The 15,691-nt window shown below is 65.5% G+C and carries 20 protein-coding genes and 1 pseudogene; 11 read left to right on the forward strand and 10 right to left on the reverse strand.

Translation table 11 applies throughout. From position 1 onward, the window contains the following. Positions 1-2 precede the first annotated feature (2 nt). Positions 3-1,508 carry a diacylglycerol kinase family protein gene (locus IG65_RS0127985; protein ID WP_030517943.1) on the forward strand — a complete coding sequence of 502 codons (1,506 nt, stop codon included), beginning with the start codon at positions 3-5 and terminating at the stop codon, positions 1,506-1,508. 83 nt (positions 1,509-1,591) lie between these two features. Then, the gene (locus tag IG65_RS36190; RefSeq protein ID WP_156055810.1) at positions 1,592-2,011 is read left to right on the forward strand and encodes a DUF6508 domain-containing protein; all 420 of its coding nucleotides are present in this window, start codon (positions 1,592-1,594) and stop codon (positions 2,009-2,011) included. Here the strand turns inward: IG65_RS36190 and IG65_RS0127995 are convergent. From IG65_RS0127995 to IG65_RS0128005, 3 genes are read right to left on the reverse strand one after another with little or no spacing between them, the layout of a single operon-like run. Continuing rightward, the gene (locus IG65_RS0127995) at positions 2,008-2,751 is read right to left on the reverse strand and encodes an SDR family NAD(P)-dependent oxidoreductase (RefSeq protein WP_030517945.1); all 744 of its coding nucleotides are present in this window, start codon (positions 2,749-2,751) and stop codon (positions 2,008-2,010) included. The two genes, IG65_RS36190 and IG65_RS0127995, sit on opposite strands and share 4 nt — an antisense overlap. Positions 2,752-2,798: 47 nt before the next feature. Next, positions 2,799-3,740: an alpha/beta hydrolase gene (locus tag IG65_RS0128000; RefSeq protein ID WP_030517946.1), complete on the reverse strand. Its 942-nt coding sequence runs from the start codon at positions 3,738-3,740 to the stop codon at positions 2,799-2,801. Further along, positions 3,737-5,113, reverse strand: a complete 1,377-nt coding sequence (locus tag IG65_RS0128005; protein WP_030517947.1) for an NAD(P)/FAD-dependent oxidoreductase — start codon at positions 5,111-5,113, stop codon at positions 3,737-3,739. Before IG65_RS0128005 ends, IG65_RS0128000 begins: the two co-directional genes overlap by 4 nt. A gap of 150 nt (positions 5,114-5,263) precedes the next feature. On the opposite strand from IG65_RS0128005, the gene IG65_RS0128010 reads away from it, so the two are divergent. Further along, positions 5,264-5,893, forward strand: coding sequence for a TetR/AcrR family transcriptional regulator (locus IG65_RS0128010; protein ID WP_036525920.1), 630 nt, complete (start codon positions 5,264-5,266; stop codon positions 5,891-5,893). Positions 5,894-5,948: 55 nt separating this feature from the next. Continuing rightward, positions 5,949-6,731 carry a hypothetical protein gene (locus tag IG65_RS0128015; RefSeq protein ID WP_156055811.1) on the forward strand — a complete coding sequence of 261 codons (783 nt, stop codon included), beginning with the start codon at positions 5,949-5,951 and terminating at the stop codon, positions 6,729-6,731. A gap of 609 nt (positions 6,732-7,340) precedes the next feature. Here IG65_RS0128015 and IG65_RS38035 read toward each other — a convergent pair. The 3 genes from IG65_RS38035 to IG65_RS0128035 form a co-directional block, all read right to left on the reverse strand. After that, positions 7,341-7,505 (reverse strand): hypothetical protein, encoded by a 165-nt coding sequence (locus IG65_RS38035; RefSeq protein ID WP_156055812.1) that lies wholly within the window; start codon positions 7,503-7,505, stop codon positions 7,341-7,343. 410 nt (positions 7,506-7,915) lie between these two features. After that, positions 7,916-8,137 carry a hypothetical protein gene (locus tag IG65_RS38040; protein WP_156055813.1) on the reverse strand — a complete coding sequence of 74 codons (222 nt, stop codon included), beginning with the start codon at positions 8,135-8,137 and terminating at the stop codon, positions 7,916-7,918. A 239-nt stretch (positions 8,138-8,376) separates the two neighbouring features. Further along, entirely contained in the window at positions 8,377-9,057 is a 681-nt protein-coding gene (locus IG65_RS0128035; RefSeq protein ID WP_197039951.1) for a TetR/AcrR family transcriptional regulator, read from the reverse strand. A 52-nt stretch (positions 9,058-9,109) separates the two neighbouring features. On the opposite strand from IG65_RS0128035, the gene IG65_RS0128040 reads away from it, so the two are divergent. From IG65_RS0128040 to IG65_RS38045, 3 genes are all read left to right on the forward strand, one after another. Further along, the gene (locus tag IG65_RS0128040) at positions 9,110-9,478 is read left to right on the forward strand and encodes an ester cyclase (RefSeq protein ID WP_030517953.1); all 369 of its coding nucleotides are present in this window, start codon (positions 9,110-9,112) and stop codon (positions 9,476-9,478) included. Positions 9,479-9,656: 178 nt separating this feature from the next. Further along, positions 9,657-10,064: a GNAT family N-acetyltransferase gene (locus IG65_RS37255; RefSeq protein WP_051757022.1), complete on the forward strand. Its 408-nt coding sequence runs from the start codon at positions 9,657-9,659 to the stop codon at positions 10,062-10,064. A 5-nt stretch (positions 10,065-10,069) separates the two neighbouring features. After that, positions 10,070-10,288, forward strand: coding sequence for a hypothetical protein (locus IG65_RS38045; RefSeq protein ID WP_156055814.1), 219 nt, complete (start codon positions 10,070-10,072; stop codon positions 10,286-10,288). Positions 10,289-10,447: 159 nt separating this feature from the next. Here IG65_RS38045 and IG65_RS36200 read toward each other — a convergent pair whose 3' ends face one another. The 4 genes from IG65_RS36200 to IG65_RS0128065 all read right to left on the reverse strand — a co-directional run bounded on the left by IG65_RS36200 (position 10,448) and on the right by IG65_RS0128065 (position 13,293). Beyond that, positions 10,448-11,479 (reverse strand): Rpn family recombination-promoting nuclease/putative transposase, encoded by a 1,032-nt coding sequence (locus IG65_RS36200; protein ID WP_030517954.1) that lies wholly within the window; start codon positions 11,477-11,479, stop codon positions 10,448-10,450. A gap of 134 nt (positions 11,480-11,613) precedes the next feature. After that, on the reverse strand, positions 11,614-11,847 hold the full coding sequence (locus IG65_RS0128055; protein ID WP_156055815.1) for a hypothetical protein: 234 nt from the start codon (positions 11,845-11,847) through the stop codon (positions 11,614-11,616). 190 nt (positions 11,848-12,037) lie between these two features. Then, complete coding sequence (locus IG65_RS0128060; protein ID WP_030517956.1) at positions 12,038-12,415, reverse strand: DUF397 domain-containing protein; 378 nt, start codon at positions 12,413-12,415, stop codon at positions 12,038-12,040. Between the two features lie 14 nt (positions 12,416-12,429). Beyond that, positions 12,430-13,293, reverse strand: a complete 864-nt coding sequence (locus IG65_RS0128065) for a Scr1 family TA system antitoxin-like transcriptional regulator (protein WP_030517957.1) — start codon at positions 13,291-13,293, stop codon at positions 12,430-12,432. 258 nt (positions 13,294-13,551) lie between these two features. Between IG65_RS0128065 and IG65_RS0128070 the strand changes: the two genes are divergently transcribed. The 4 genes and pseudogenes from IG65_RS0128070 to IG65_RS39370 all read left to right on the forward strand — a co-directional run. Beyond that, entirely contained in the window at positions 13,552-13,896 is a 345-nt protein-coding gene (locus IG65_RS0128070) for a hypothetical protein (protein WP_030517958.1), read from the forward strand. Positions 13,897-14,066: 170 nt separating this feature from the next. Continuing rightward, a complete protein-coding gene (locus IG65_RS0128075; RefSeq protein WP_030517959.1) occupies positions 14,067-14,267 on the forward strand; it encodes a hypothetical protein in 201 nt (66 codons plus the stop codon). Positions 14,268-14,381: 114 nt separating this feature from the next. Continuing rightward, on the forward strand, positions 14,382-14,849 hold the full coding sequence (locus IG65_RS0128080; RefSeq protein ID WP_051757026.1) for a DUF4254 domain-containing protein: 468 nt from the start codon (positions 14,382-14,384) through the stop codon (positions 14,847-14,849). 284 nt (positions 14,850-15,133) lie between these two features. Further along, positions 15,134-15,672: pseudogene (locus IG65_RS39370) on the forward strand (Rpn family recombination-promoting nuclease/putative transposase); the annotation flags it as partial. Positions 15,673-15,691 lie beyond the last annotated feature (19 nt).

A 15,691-nucleotide genomic window follows, 5' to 3' on the forward strand; every position in this document is an offset into this window, starting at 1 on the left:
GAATGCGCAGGCCTCTCGTCCCGCGGCGGGTTCGCGGAATCAATACTCTGGATCGGCGACTGGTCGACCGGAGCGCACGGTTGCGGCCGAGTACCGCCGACACCGTGCTGCGTTCGCTGAGCCACGCCGCCAACGCCAATCGGCTGTGGATCGCGGCCGGTGTCGGTGCGATCGCCGTCGGGACCACGGCTCAGCGCCGTGCCGCGGCGCGCGGACTCGTCGCCGTCGGCATCGCGAGCGGGCTGGCCAACGGTGTCGGCAAACCGCTGTTCCCGCGGCGCCGGCCACCCGCCGAGGCGGTGCCGCAGATGCGGCGCCTGATCTCGCCGCCGATCTCGTCGTCGTTTCCCTCCGGCCACGCCGCCTCGGCGGCGGCCTTCGTCGCCGGCGTGGCGCTGGAATCACCGGCACTGGCGGTTGCGGTGGCGCCCGTGGCAGCCGCGGTCGCGTACTCGCGGGTTCACGTGGGCGCGCACTGGCCCACCGACGTGCTCGCCGGCGCGGCACTCGGCGGCGCCATCGCGGTCGGCACCAGGCGGTGGTGGGCGGTGCGTCGCGACGAACCCGCGACGGTCGGCCCGGCACAGCGGATCGAACCCCTGATCGGCGGCGACGGCCTGCTGTTGGTCGCCAATCCGAACTCCGGTAGCGGCGACGGCGGCGGACTGCTGGCCGATCTGATCCGTAAGCTTCCGGCCGCGACGCTGCTCGAACTCGGCGACGACATCGACCTGGATGCCGAGATCGACGCTCAGGTGAGATCCGGATCGATCCGCGCGCTCGGCGTCCTGGGCGGGGACGGCACGGTTTCGGCGGTCGCGGAAGCGGCGGTGCGGCACGGACTTCCGCTGGCCGTCTTCCCGGGCGGCACCCTGAACCACTTCGCCCGGGATATAGGTGTCGAGGATATCGCGGCCACACTTACCGCACTCTCCTCCGGTCAGCTGGCGTTGGCCGACACCGCGCGGGTGCGCCTGGACGACGGCAGCGAACGCACCCTGGTGAACACCGCGAGTCTCGGCGGTTATCCGGACTTCGTCCGGTTGCGTGAACGCTGGGAACATCGCATCGGCAAATGGCCGGCCGCGGCGGTGGCGATGGTGTGCGTGCTCGTGCGCGCCCAGCCGCTGCGCACCACCATCGACGGCGTGCCGGCCTCGGTGTGGATGTTGTTCGTGGGCAACGGAACCTACCGCCCCCGCGATCAGGTGCCCACTGCCCGAACCGATCTGCACGGAGCCGGTCTGGACATCCGGTATCTGCGCGCGGACCGGCGGTTCTCCCGGTTGCGGCTGATCTGGGCGTCGCTCACCGGCACCCTCGGCGATTCGCCCACCTACGTCCACCGGCATGCGGACAAGTTGCGGGTACGCGTGGACGGGCCGCCGATCTCACTGGCCACCGACGGCGAAGTCGACACGCGCGGTGCGGAATTCGAGTTCATCGGCGATCCTTCGACACTGCCGGTGTTCCTGGTTGCCGACGGTGATGCGGAGCCCCGCCGCTAGCCGGCATCGGAGACTGCGCCGAGAAGAATTACACACCTCATGGTATGAAATTCCTAGTTTTCACATGACGGAGGTGTCGGATCGTGACGCAGGCCAACCCCATGACGGTCGAATCGGCCGAGGCCGCTTTGGCGCGGCTGACCGCCCACGATCGCGGCGTGCTCACCGATCTGGTGTGGCGGGTCGACAAAGCGGCCTCCGGCGCGGCCTGGTCGCGGAAGGCGCCGCTGGTCGACGAGGTGGTGCGCTTCCTGGTCGATCGGCATCTGCTGCTGACCCACTTCAATTGGGGCGCTTGGGAAGAGGGACAGCAGGCGATCCAGCGCCGGGACCGCGCGCCGCTGGCGACCTGCACCGCACAGCAGTGCCTGCAATACCTGACCCTGCTGGTCCGCGCGGACCGCTTCACCGAGGGGACACTGGCGTCGGCCTTCGAGTCGGGGCTGATGCAGGCGCTCCTGCACCGCCTGCATCAGCACACCTACCCGCACGCGGCGCGTTAACCCTCGGCCAGCGCCCGCACTCGGGCGAGGACGTCGGGATAGCGCTTCAGATGTGCGCCGCCGTTGAGATCGATGGCCGCACCCGTCATCCATGCCGCCCGGTCGGAGGCCAGGAAGGCCGCCATCTCGGCGATTTCCTCGGGACGGCCGCTGCGTCCGAGCGGGGTGTTCTCGAGGTACTCCTCGGTCAGCCCCGGCACGAAGGCGATACCGGCGACCAGCGGAGTGTCGACCAGGCCCGGACTGATCGCGTTCACCCGGATGCCGCGCTCGGCCAACTCCAGCGCCGCGACCTCCACCAGCATCAGCACACCCGCCTTGGCCGAACAGTAACCGGCCATGCCGGTGCCGGGCTGGCGGCCGTTGAGGGAGGCGATGCAGGTGATGGATCCGCCGTCGGCCAGGTGGCGGCCCGCGTATTTGATCGCCAGGAACGATCCGGTGAGGCAGACGTCGACCGTCGTTTTCCAGTGTGCCAGTTCGAGTTCGGTGATCGGACCGGGTAGCGACAGCCCCGCGCAGTTCACCACCGCGTGGAGGTCGCCGCTCGCTTCGAAGCCGGCTGCCACCGACGCCTCGTCGGTGACGTCGAGCGCCACCGCGCTCGCCGGATCGCCGATCTCCGCCGCCACCGTCCGCGCCGCCTCGAGATTCACATCGGCGACCACGACGCGAAAACCGTCGCGCGCCAGCGCATGACCGGTGGCGCGGCCGATGCCCGAGCCACCGCCGATCACCATCGCGCCCCGCGTTGCCTCGGGGGCGTTCGCCGCTTCGCCGGTCGCGCTCATCGCTGCGCCCCCTCGGCGATCGCGCGCTCGGCGGCGAGATGGCGGGTCAGGAAGTGCACCTGATGGTCGACGGCGGGCTCGAACCAGTCGTTGCCGGCGAAGATGTCGAAGTGGTCGCACGGGTAGTGGCGAACCTCGGCACGTGCGGCGAACGCGGCCTTGGCCGCGGCGTGGGCCGGCGCGGCGCGGTCGAAGTCGGCGATCTGCATCAGCACCGGCGCGGTGATGCGCGCGGCCCGCCGGTCGGCGCGATAGCTGCCCAATTCCAGACCGATCGCCGCGTCCACCTCGTTGCGCCAGGTGGGGCCCGCGAGAGCGGTATAGCTCTCGTAGTAGCCGTCGGCGGTCAGGGCGGCATGTTCGCCGGGCCTGCCGACCAGCGGCATCATCACCCGATTGCCGCCGAACCGCCCGGCCAGGGCACTGCGCACACTCGACACCGTGGATTTCGCGATCGCCGCGGCGCCGACCTGCGCGAAAGCGACTCGGCCCGCCGCCAATCCGTTCACCAGCGGCACGAGCGCGACGACCGCGCAGATGTCGGTCCGGTCCGCGGCGACGGTGAGGGCGTGGCCGCCGGACAGCGAGATGCCCCATGCCACCAGTCGATTCGGATCCACGCCGGGCTGCCGTGCGGCCGCGGCCAGCGCGGCACGGTAGTCCTCGGCCTGCGCGGCCATCGAGACCCGCTGCCGGGGTTCACCGGCGGAGGCGCCGAAACCCCGGTAGTCGAAGGCGAATACGGCCAGTCCGGCCGCGGCGAGGCGCTGCGCGAACGGTACCAGCCCGGAATCCTTCGTCCCGCCGAATCCGTGCGCCATCACCACGACCGGACGGCCGCCGGGGCCGTCGAACGGCCCGTCCGGCGCGCCCTCGAAAAACCATGCGTCACAGGTGGTTCCGGCCGAGGTGAACTCGACCTGCCGATACGTCGTCACTGTGCCACTCCCACCGGTCGATCCGTCTCCGCCACGCGCGCCCACGGGGGCGGCCCCGACAGCCGCGCCCGCTCGGCGCCGGCCGGAATCTCACGCACCCGCATATCGTGTTCGTAGAGGAAGTAGTCCACCTGCTGGGTGTGCCGGGCGCTGGGCACCATATGGCCGGTGTAGTGCTGCTGTTCGGCAACGATCACCCGCCGCATCTCGTCCGCCGACGGCAGCCGGTAGCGGCCCACCGCATAGGCCCCGATCAGTCGCGCCTGGCATTCGACGAACGGGAACAAGGTCGGGGTGGACTGGGCGAATCCGGCGAAGGCCAGATCCTCGAAACCGGGCAGGAACATCCGCTTGTACAGATCGATCTTGTTGTCCGGAGCGCTGATGAACTCCGGATCGAAGAACGGGAAGGTGATGTTGTAGCCGGTGGCGTAGATGATGATGTCGAAATCGTCGGCGGTGCCGTCGGCGAAATGCACGGTGGCGCCGTCGAATCGGTCGATATTCGGTTTCGGGATCACATCGCCGGAACCCAGCCGCAGCGGCAGTTCCACCGATTGGGTCGGGTGCGCTTCGAAGAACTTGTGATTCGGCGTGGGCAGGCCGTAGTTCTCCGGACGTCCCGCGGTCAGTGGTTGTCCCCACTGCGCGATCTTGCGCTGCCAGGAGAACGGGAGGTAGGGGCTGGTGCGGTAGTACTTGTCGGCCGGTTTTCCGGCGATGTACTTCGGCACGATCCAGGCGCCGGAGCGAGTGGACAGCGTCAGCTTGTTGCCCAGCGCCTTCGACGACAGCTCTACCGCGATATCGGCGGCGCTGTTGCCCAGTCCGACCACCAGAATGCGCTGATCGGAGAAATCCATCGGGGTGCGCGGGTCGATGTAGTGGTGGGCGTGCATGGTGCGGCCGGTGAATTCGCCCGGGAATTCCGGATAGCGCGGGTCCCAGTGGTGCCCGTTGGCGACGACCAGGAAATCGAAGTGGCGCACCTCGTTTCGCTGCGTGCGCAGTTCCCAGCCGCCGCCCGGCAGACGCCGCGCGTGTTCGACACCGTTGCCGAATTCGATGGAACGGTAGAGGTCGAAGGCGGCGCAGTAATCGTCGAGATACTGCTTGATCTGGGTGTGGTGCGGGAAGTCCGGGAATTCCTCCGGCATCGGGAAGTCGCGGAACGACAGCTGATGTTTGGAGGTGTCGATGTGCAGGGAGCGATACGCGCTGCTGTGCCCGTTCGGATTGCCGAAGGCCCAGTTGCCGCCGACACGGTCCGAGGATTCGAAGCACACATACGGCACCCCGTAGTCGCCGAGCATCTTGCCGGCGGTCAGACCGCTGATTCCGGCGCCGATGACCGCGGTACGCGGTTGATACATCACCACTCCTTTCACGCCATGGGCGTGTAGACAGATTCTCGATAGTGTCTACTAGTAGACACATTCTCAGATCTGTCCACACATTGCTAGGGTTTTCCCGAAACCGGTCGACAGCGAACCGGTGCGGGTGTGCGGCGAAAGGGGCGGCGGATGAGCGACACGACGACCACGACGGTGGTCGACCGGCTGTTGGAAGCGACACAGAAATTGCTGGCCGCCAAGGGAATTCGCGCCACCACGATGATGGAGGTGGCCGAGGAGGCGGGGGTTTCGCGCGCCTGGCTGTACCGGCACTTCCCGGACAAGCCCGCGTTGATCGGCGCCGCGATCGTGCGGCTCACCGACACCTGGTGGAACGACGCCCGCGCCGAACTCGACCGCATCGACACCTTCGCCGAACAGCTCACCATCGGCGTGCGTATCGGTCGCGGCGCCTACGACGATCCGGGCGCGCTGCTCATGCGCCTGCGCTCGTCCGAACCCGAGGAGTTCGCGGCCTGCGCCGGCGCCGGCGTCACCGCCCTTGTCCCCGCGCTCGCGGCATTCTGGCGGCCCTATATCGACCGCGCCGCCGCACGCGGAGAAGTGCACCCAGGCCACGATCTGGCCGAGGTCGCCGAGTGGGTGGCCCGGGTCCTCATCAGCCTCGGCACCGTCCCCGGCGACACCTTCGACCCCGACGATCCCGCCGCGGTGTCCCACCACCTGCGCACCTACCTCCTGCCCGCACTGACGCACGCACCCGCCGGCGCTTCCGAACGGAGCCGCCGTTCCAGCTGATCACGAGCCTCGCCGCGCCCACTTCACGCCACTCGGCTCGCCCGCCGAATGGAAAATGGAAATCATTTCCGTTAATGTCGATGCCGCTCCATCGAGCGCTGCGCAGAACACAGAACGGAACAGAGATCAGATGAACAAGATCACCCGCATGACCGTCACGGCGATCACGGTGGTGAGCGCGTTGGGCGCCGGTTCGGCTGTCGCATCCGCCGCGCCCACGACGGCGGCAGATCACGTCCTGAGCACCGAGATCATGCCGGGCGTGCAGTACACGAGCTCCACCGCGGATCAGTCCGTGGTGATCGAGACCGCGACGGCCACGCTGGTCGCGGCGGGCGGGCAATTCCAGGTGCGCGACGCCTCCGGCGCCACGGTCGCCGGTGTCCCGGCCTTCCCGACCGAGCCGAAGGCCCTGACCGCCGTCCACGCCGCACCCGAGGTGCGGGCGGCGGCACGCGCGGCGACGCCGGAACTGCACCTGGAGAACATCGACGGCGATCCGCAGACCGAGCGATTCGATGCGGCGATCCAGGCCGCCATCAACGAATTCGGCCTGGCTACCAGCGTCGGAACGATGACCGGTGGTCTCATCGGCCTCGCCGTCGGCTGCGGAGTCGGCGCCGTAGCGGGCGCGGTGTTCGGCGCGCCCGTCCTCGACGCCGCCGGACTCACACTCATCGCCGGCTGCCTGGCCGGAGCGGGCGTCCTGGGCGGCATGGGCGCCATCCTCGGCGCCGCGCTCCTCGGCATCCCCGTCGGCATCGCCTCCGCAATCAAGTTCCAGCACACCATGAACCAGCCCTACGAACAGCACACCCACGACATCGAGAGCAACTGAGGACGGAGCTCGGGCGTGAGCGGACCACCGCCCGCGCCCCTGCCCGCCGGACGACCGCCCTCCGAACCCCGCACGTCGAGCCACTGAACAGCACGGTTCGGCCCGCTACGATGGGCATCATGTCCTGCCCGGATGTCGCGCGACCGGATCTTCCCGAGTACATGACCTGGGAAGAGCTGGAGCAGTTGCCCGAAGACATCGCAGCTCGCATCGAGCTGTGGGAGGGCCGGGTGGTGTGGCTTCGTCGCGGCCCCGGCGAACACCAGGAGTTCACCAACCTGTTGTGGAGCGGCCTTCGACGCTGCGCTCGGAAACAGATGTCCGACGATCCCGAACATTGCTGGAGTGTTCGCACCGAAACCAACGTGTTATTCGGTAAGTCCGGCAACTCGGACTTCGTCACCCCGGATTTCATGATCCACCGCTGCCTCGAACAGGCGTACCAGCACGTACGCTCCGCCCAACGCCGATTCAGAATGAGATTCGAACCGACCTGGTCGAAGCTGACGTGGATCGAGGTGTTGTCGGACGACGTAACAGCCGGTGTCCGCGCGCCCACTCGGTCAGTTGAGAGGCAGGTCCGCGTCGACGGTCACCGTGGCGTCGGGCTCATCCGGGTTTACGCACGGATAGATAGTCGGGGTCGGCGCAGTTGTCCCAGTCGTCGAGACTGAAGAACCGCCAGGCGAGCGCTTCGTCCCGGGCCATCACCATCACCGGCCTGCCGTGCCACGTCAGTTCCGGCCGGGTGGCGCCGCACAGGATGAGGGACAAATCGCCGACGCTCAGCGCGGCGGGTAGCTCAGCCGCTCGCCACCAACGGAAGGGCTCGTATTCGAAATCAGTCTCATACGGTCCGGTACCGCGCGTCGGTGTCGTCGGAGTCTCCAGTGTCGGTTCGTCCAGTAGATCGCAACGATTGTTTCCCGCCATGTAGTCACCGGCCGCCGCGGCGACATATACCGATCCGTCTCGACGCCAGAGCCATCCTCCGAGAGTGGCAGCGCCGGAAGGTACGTTCTTCCAAATGACCCGAATCCCGTCGTAGGCGTATTGGCACCGCCGAATCCAGGTCCCACCGCGTTAGTAGTACGTGTCGTGCCGCCACGGCGACGAGACGATCGGCCGGTGCTCGATGTCGTCGAAATCGCCCCCGTCGTCGTACCAGCGCACCCACACCGATGTCAGACGTCCGGGCCAGCCGGCCCAGATGCGGTCGGCGAGACCTTCGGCGCCCCACCTGAGACCGAATGCAGGTCGAGGGTGGCGTCGACCCGACGCGACCAGAGCGGAACGTTATAGGCACCTCGGGAACCGATAATCTCCTCGAGCACATCACGCTCGGCGAGATCATCGGCCGGATCCAGCAGATTTATCCGCACGAAGGTAGTCGCAATATTCGCCACGGCACGGAGTATGAAGCGTCACGGGCCGCGCTGCAGCTCAATTGATCTCGGCGCGTGCGTAGTTCGACACCTCAGTACATACTCGAGTGACCGACGTGCCGAACATGCCATCCTCCGCTCGACGATTCGATAGAGCCGTCACATGCAACCAATGCCCGGAGGTGGGTCCACTCTCTGCCGAACCTTAGCGTCGACGGCGAGCCGGCGGGCGATTCTCGAGCCGGCGGGGTTGGCGAGACTCACCGTTGCGAAGGTCGCAGCCCGTCGAGGATGATGCCGCCGAGATGGGCCGAACGGGCCGGACTCGACTGCGCACCAGCATGGTGGATCGCGGCGATTGCACCGGCGACGAGCGCCATCACCTCACCGGCGGTGACGTCGTCACGCACGACGCCTGCGGTGCGCGCACGATCGAGGAGCTCGGTGACATGACCGGTCAGATCTGCAGCCACTTGCGGTGCGGCGGTGCGCAAGTCGAACTCAGCCGCGGTGAGTGCACTCTTGACCGTGGCGTTCTCGGCACCGTTGGCCATCATCCGGGACAGCAACGTGAATACCGCTTCGGGGTCGTCGGTCGCAGCCAGTTCCTCCGCCTCGGCAATCAGTTGCTCCAGCTGATCGATCGCCACCGCCAGATACAACGATTCTTTGGTGGGAAAGTGCCGATGGACCGTACCCGGACCCACACCGGCCCGACGCGCGATCTCGTCGAGGGAGACGTCGAGTCCTTCCCGGGCGAACAGCTGCTGCGCGGTCTGCAGCACGCGCTCGCGATTGCGGCGCGCGTCGGCCCGCAGTCGCCTGGTGCCGCGAGCTGCCGCCGATTCGGCCGGAATGCGTTCGGATGGTTGACGAGACATCGCCACTAGCATAACCGGGTCGTCGCCCCGTATGCTTATCTCGTAACCGGGGCGTCGCACCGCTTAACGACGACGCGTCGCCCAGCTGACCACCTCCCGAGAAGGACACTTCATGACCACAAACGACGCCGGCGCCGTGGTGCTGCGGATGCTGAACTGCTTCAACACCCGGCAATTCGACGAAGCCGACGACTTGCATACTCCGGACTGCTTCAGTCATCCGCTGGGCACCACCGGATTCGAGGCAGGGAAGAGCGCCTGGCGCAGCCTCGTTGCCCTATTCCCCGACATCCGGGTCGTCGCCGAAGACGTCCTGGTCGACGGCGACAAGGTAGCCGTCCGCTCCACAGTCGAAGGTGTCCCGGTCCCCGACGACGATCCGAAGCCGACGATGATCGAGATCTTCCGCATAGCCGACGGTCGCATCGCCGAAAACTGGGGGGTGGGTCAGGGTTTGTCCTACAGCGCGGAAACCCTCTAGACGACTGCGGCCCTCAGCACGACGACCTCACCGCCTTCGTCACCGACCGAGCCGAATCCATCGGCGGCACAAGCGAGTTAGCTCTCGATTATCTGCTTGCCAACGTCACCATGCAGGGCCCACCCGGCTCTGTTCGTCCCAAAGCCGTTGCAATGCAATTGCATAACTAACCGAAGCGATGGTGTCGCTGATCCAGACCGAAGGGAGGGGGATGCCGAGTCTCACGCCGCCGACCGTGCCGCCCGGATCGTTCTCGGATGTAGAACAACCCGTTGCGGAGGTCGGGGACGGTATCGCCCTGCGGCCGTACGCCGATGACGATGCACCGCTCCTACTGGACGTCTATTCGGACCCCGATATTCAGCGTTGGCACTGCAAAACCTTGGCCGATGTCGCCGAGGCGATGATCGCCGAATGGCGAGGCACATGGTCCTCGGAGACGGACGCGCACTGGGCGATTGTCGATTGCAGAAACGATGTGGCCAGCCGAATCACGTTGCGGCAACTGGACTTCGCCGATGGAGTCGCCGGGTCGGATACTGGGCGCCCGTATAGTGCGTTCGCGGGATTGTCCCCGCCGCGGTAATAGCGTTGACGCAGTGGGCGTTCGAACGCGGATTTGCGCGGCTGTCCTTGGAGCATTCCACCGCGAACCCGGCGTCGTTCCGCGTCGCCCAGAAGGGCGACTATCGCTACGAAGGCACCCTGGCCGCCGCAGCAGCAGTACGCCTGGACGGCCGCCACGATATGCACCTGCACGCCCTCACCAGCGGCAGAACGTCCACCCAGGTGTGTCCGCGGAAGTCGTAGACAGTCACCCGTCGATCGCCTTGTCGGTGGATTGTCGTTCGCCCAGGCGGCGATTTCGAAGGACGATCCGGTGCGTACCGACGCTGCGTGGAGCTTGGGCGAGCGGTCGACGTACAGCGTGGTCGACTCACTTCAGCCCATTCTCTCCGAGGGTATCGGTCAGGAAAAGACCTGGTCGATGCGCTCGGCGGTAAGCACTCTGACCGTCCAGGACTGCAGTTGTTCAGCATCCCCGGACCGGACCGTGTCGACGATGTGCTGAGGAAGTGCGCCGAACTTCGTGGTGAGCTGTTCAAGCAGGACTGCCATCCGGCCGCGCACTTCGCCGCGCGCTTCCCCTCGAGCTTCCCCGCGCGCTTCAGCTTCAGCGCTCAGGCGTTCTGCCGTAGTCACGAATGCCTCCTTGGCGCGTGGTCCGAGCTGGTCGGTGAACTTTTCGATCTCGGCGGGGTCGGTTTCACCCACACTCATAATGTAAGTGAGCACGAGCTGCAAGTCACGCACACCGGTGGGGAGAGCGAGGACCTCTCTGATGTCCTCGCGCAGCACGTCCAGCATGGTGAACATGCCGGTGTTTCCGGGGGCGACCTTCAGTGCTGTGAGCATGATCCGGGTGTGGGATGTGAGATCCCGATCGAGCAGGGATCGAATGTCGGTGCGGTTGATGTTGTCGAGGATGTACCGCAGGCGAGGGATGTAAGGCCGGGCCGCCTCGTGTGTAATTTCATCGAGATCGATGAGTTCGGAAATGTCCAGGGGCGCTGTCCAGCGGCGTCCACTCGGGCTCTGGTAGACCACGAGGGGGATGACCGCCGGCAGGGTCCGCGTGGTCGGGTTGTGCCGGATGTGGTGATTCCAGACGCTGACCATGTACTCGAGGATCCGGAAGGCCATCAGCGGGTCCGGGCTACTCTGATGCTCGATCAGCAGATAGAGATAAGCGGGATGGCTGTCGATCCTGGTGCGGAAGAGCAGATCACCGTAGCGGGGCCGCAGTTCGCTGGTGACGAAGCTGGTCGATTGAAGTTCGAGGTGGTCCCAATCCACGTGCGCCGCCAGGGTTTCCGGGAGGATGGCACGGAGTTCGGAGGCGGCGTTGACCGGGATGGACATGACTTCCCGGAAGAAGGCGTCATGATAGTTGGCGGGGTCGGCGGGCACGAACCTCACCGTATCGGTGACCACCGACACATTCCGAATCCGATTGCTATAACAGGACATTCGTGATGCTCGCACGCGCCTCGGAAGTCGTCGTTGCTGAAGCCGTCGCAGAACACCTCGGCCTGTATCTGCGTGAGCGGTCTGCCTCCGCAGGTAGCCGGAGCTCAGGAAAAAACCTGGTCGATCCGCTCGGCGTTGAGGACGCTCATGCTCCAGGATTGCAGTTCTTCCGCACTTCCCGCCTGGACCGCGTCAACGATGTGCTGCGGGACATGCCCGAACTTCAGAGTGAGCTGGCGAAGAAGGACTTCGGCATAGGCGGCAAGCCTGCCGCGCGCTTCCCCGCGCGCTTCCCCACGCGCTTCGGCTTGTGCGCTGAGGGGCTCTGCGGTGGTCACGTATGCCTCCTTGGCGCGTGGTCCGAGCTGGTCGGTGGACTTTTCGATGTCGGCGGGGTCGGTTTCACCCTGTTCTGCGGCACAACGGGCTATCACATGCCTTTCGCGCCCAGAGGAATCCGCGGCCCGAAGCGGCGTCGAGACACTGAGGGGCAGGAGCGAACTCGCATTCCCTCCGGCAACCGCCCGCTCAGGCCGCAGACGGAAACCGATCGAACTCGTGCTTCCGGACTCCGTCGCAGAACGCATCCCACTCGGACGGCGTGTAGGTGAGCGCGATCGAGCCCGCAACGATGGACACCCATCCGTCCTTGCGGTAGCCGATCGACGGAAGCCCGTCACCGCCGGCCGCACTGCGGTCGAGAACCGCGTCGAGGAATACGCGCCACTTGCCGGCGGAGACCGCGATGATCGGCTGCGCGGTCGCGTCGTTGCGAGGATCGCGCAGGTACTTGCTGTCGCGGATAAGCCAAATCGCACCTGCCTGGGCGACTTCCACACAGCTCGATGACGAGCTGGATCGCGTCGCCTTGAACCACTGGAGACTTGCGGCGGTGCTGGCATTCATGCGGACGATCCTACTCACGTGCCGATCTTTGCGAGCTTGCTGACGAGCTCCAGAGAGTCCTCTCGACTGAGCGATTCCTTCTGCAGGTGCCCGAACACGATGGTCATATTTCGTATGCGTTGTTGATCTTCAACGAGTTCATCGTGAGCCGGTACTTCGCTCCAACCGAGCGTAGGCAGCAGCGGCCGAGCGAAGTCGAGTATGTGGAAGGTCGAGCAGCCACGGATGGCTCCGACGGTGCTCGTGAACGGCAGCACACGGAAGTCGATCGTCTCGTGATGCTGCTCGATCATCGAGACCAGATGCCGCAGCTGATTGCCCAAGACTTCCGGGCCGCCGGTTTGCTGACGCAGAGCCGCCTCGCTCACGACCACATTCAGCCGAAGCGGGTCCTCGCCGGTAAGGCGTTCCTGTCGCTTCAGCCGGGCCTCAACCCGCTGCTGCACCTCGATCTGCCGGATGAACGCCGTGTCACCGGTGATCAGTGAACGGGCATACTCCTCCGTCTGCAGTAGTCCCGGAATCAGGACGCTCTCGACGGTGCTGATCTCCTCGGCACCGTATTCCATCCCGAACAGACGCAGCTGCTGCTCACTGAACAGCCCCTCATACTCCGACCACCAGCCACGTTGCCCCGCCAGTCGGCGGGCCTCCACCAGATCCGCCTGCTCGTCTTCACTGAACCCGAGGAATTGCAGCAACTCAATCAGCTTGTCTTCCTTCAGGATCCGCTGGTCACGCTCGACCTTCGGCCAGTAGGTAGGCGAGAACTCGAGGGCCTTCGCAATCTGCGGGCCGGTTATACCCAGCTCATCTTTCCGCTTGCGGGTTCGGTACGACAGTTCCCAACGAGCTACCACCGGTGACGTCGGCGCCATCGCAGCTGCTCCTCTCCTCTTGTCGGCCTGCGACACTCTAACACCCAGCTAGAATGACAGCTGTCATTCTGTCTAACTCAGACGTGTCCCAGACAGCTTGACTGCACGGGTCTTGGCAATCTAGCCTCGGCCGTGTTGGCGATCACAGCACTAAGCCGACGACCTCGACCACAGCACGCACGTTCCGAGCGGAAGATCTCCCGCCTCCGCCAACTGATCATCAGGACTTCAAGCATCCGACCGAGGGGTGATGATGCGATGCAGCTCATTTCAGGTACGGCAGCAACAGATTCGCTCTCGGCGTTGTACGTCGGAAGTTGCGGCGACAAACAGTGGTGGACCGCGCGATGGTTGCCGGGGCGAAGGCTCTCCACGGACGAGGCTGTGATCGGCACGATCGTCGCCGAAATGCTTCTTCAGCGTCCGGCGGCCGGCGAGCAACAGTGGACGGAGATCGGCGAAGGCGCCCGGCTACTCGGCCTGAGCATTCGCGACCTCGCAGGCTTTCTCGGCGTGGACTACGAGATCCCCGAGACTCCGAGTACGCCCGACTCCACCGGCAGGCATCGGCGAAAGCCGTTGTGGCTACCCGGAAAACGTTAGCCATCAAGGCATAGCCAGACGAAAGACACTGCGGCTACGTCACTTCCGATTCGAGATCTGCTCGGCAAACCTGAGCGACCGCCCTCCGAAGGAACCCTTATGCTGCCCGATCGCCTGTGCCGTGCCTTACATCGTCTCTCGACCACGGGACCGCCACCGGGCGAAACGCCGTGAATACTCCCGACCCTTCGGAGCAGAGGGCATTCGTCCATGCCGACGGCAAGCTCGCCGAGTTCATGTGCCAGGTCCATCTGCTCGGCTTGACCACCGCGCGCGCCCGCGAACTACGAACGATCCACGGGGCCCACTGTCCGGACGAATGCATCGTCCATCTCGAAGCGGCCTACCTATTGCTTATCGAAGACAGCTGAGACGACGAAGGAATTCGCCGCGTCACCAGCCTATTTCGGCTCTCAGTGCCCTTCACGGCTCAGCACCCGACTCTTCATCCGACCAACTCGATCCACAACTGGAGGCTCCCGGTGATGGTCAAACTGCCACCGATAGACGAGCTGCTGGAGGCATGCAACGGAACGGTTCGACTGAACCATCCCGTGCTTCACGCCGCCCGCGCACTGGCAGAGCTCCACTCCGCGTGCAGTATCGCATTACCCGCGGACCCCAGCGACGCAGAGCGCTCCCGAGCCGAACTCGTCCGCTCGATCGACCGCTGGGTAACCACACATCTCCCCCAGGCCCGCAGTGCGTCCTACCTCCACACCGAGTCGGTCGGCATGGTCATCGACCGCATCGCGCAATACCGCGGCGACGCGCACAGGGCTTTGAAAAGTGCTGTGCCCGAACCGGACTGCCACTTCCTCTGGCAACGTCTCGCCGAACTCGCCGTCGGCTACACGGATCTGGCGTTCGAAATCAGCGCCGGTCTCCGCAACGTCCCAGCCCTCACGTATCCGGGCCCTGCCGAATCTGCCGGAGCTACGGAAGTTGTTTGAACAGCCCACAAGCGCGCATGGCACCTTCCACGTCGCATGAGTCCAAAGCGGCGAGCTCTTCCCGTAGCCCGGCTGGATCGACCCCCCGATGGACAGTTCGATCCTGTCCGCCGGTGATTGCCTCACGGTGGACAGGCCGAGCGGCCGTCGCCTCGGATGGCGCGATTGCGCCACCGCGGTGTGTTCCAAGGTCGCCGCGTTGGGCGTGTTGATTAGTTGCCGGTACTTTGCCGAATATGACTGCGAAGCAGGATAATCCACACGACTCGCTGTTTCGCAAGATCATGTCGACCCCCGCTGCGGCTGCCGGAGAGTTCAAGGCCGCCCTACCCGAGTGGCTTGTCGCGCTGATCGACTGGGACGGAATGCAATTAGCCCCAGCAGATACGTGCTGCCGAACCTGCGCAACCGCGACAGCGACATCCTGTTCAAGACGACGGTCGCCGGCAGAGATGGGTACATCCACCTCCTACTCGAACACCAGAGCACACCCGATGAACACATGCCGTTGCGGGTTCTCGAGTACATGATCGGCACTTGGACTCAGCATCTGAACGACCATCCTGGATCCGATCACTACCCGCTGGTGATTCCGGTCGTTGTCAACTCCGGCCCGAATACCTGGCGTTGGAACTACCCCACCGAACTATGGGACCGCATCGGCGCAGACCCCACCGTCCGGGAACATCTCGGCGACCTGGTGCCACGGTTCCGGATCATCATCGACGACCTCGCCGGGCTCGAGCTCCGCGATCTCTACGCCCGCGACCTCGCGCCGGCGGTACTGATGATGCTGATCCTGCACCGCCTGGCATACAAGAACGAGCACCTGGACCGGGATC

The sequence above is a fragment of the Nocardia sp. NRRL WC-3656 genome (assembly GCF_000720265.1).
Taxonomy (GTDB): Bacteria; Actinomycetota; Actinomycetes; order Mycobacteriales; family Mycobacteriaceae; genus Nocardia; species Nocardia nova.

Bases quoted from the DNA above. Each gene is read 5' to 3' on its own strand.
- IG65_RS0127985 (WP_030517943.1), top strand. From the start codon at position 3: ATGCGCAGGCCTCTCGTCCCGCGGCGGGTTCGCGGAATCAATACTCTG.
- IG65_RS0127995 (WP_030517945.1), bottom strand. From the start codon at position 2,751: ATGGTGATCGGCGGTGGCTCGGGCATCGGCCGCGCCACCGGTCATGCG.
- IG65_RS0128005 (WP_030517947.1), bottom strand. From the start codon at position 5,113: ATGTATCAACCGCGTACCGCGGTCATCGGCGCCGGAATCAGCGGTCTG.
- IG65_RS0128010 (WP_036525920.1), top strand. From the start codon at position 5,264: ATGAGCGACACGACGACCACGACGGTGGTCGACCGGCTGTTGGAAGCG.
- IG65_RS0128015 (WP_156055811.1), top strand. From the start codon at position 5,949: ATGGAAATCATTTCCGTTAATGTCGATGCCGCTCCATCGAGCGCTGCG.
- IG65_RS0128040 (WP_030517953.1), top strand. From the start codon at position 9,110: ATGACCACAAACGACGCCGGCGCCGTGGTGCTGCGGATGCTGAACTGC.
- IG65_RS37255 (WP_051757022.1), top strand. From the start codon at position 9,657: ATGGTGTCGCTGATCCAGACCGAAGGGAGGGGGATGCCGAGTCTCACG.
- IG65_RS0128060 (WP_030517956.1), bottom strand. From the start codon at position 12,415: ATGAATGCCAGCACCGCCGCAAGTCTCCAGTGGTTCAAGGCGACGCGA.
- IG65_RS0128065 (WP_030517957.1), bottom strand. From the start codon at position 13,293: ATGGCGCCGACGTCACCGGTGGTAGCTCGTTGGGAACTGTCGTACCGA.
- IG65_RS0128070 (WP_030517958.1), top strand. From the start codon at position 13,552: ATGCAGCTCATTTCAGGTACGGCAGCAACAGATTCGCTCTCGGCGTTG.
- IG65_RS0128080 (WP_051757026.1), top strand. From the start codon at position 14,382: ATGGTCAAACTGCCACCGATAGACGAGCTGCTGGAGGCATGCAACGGA.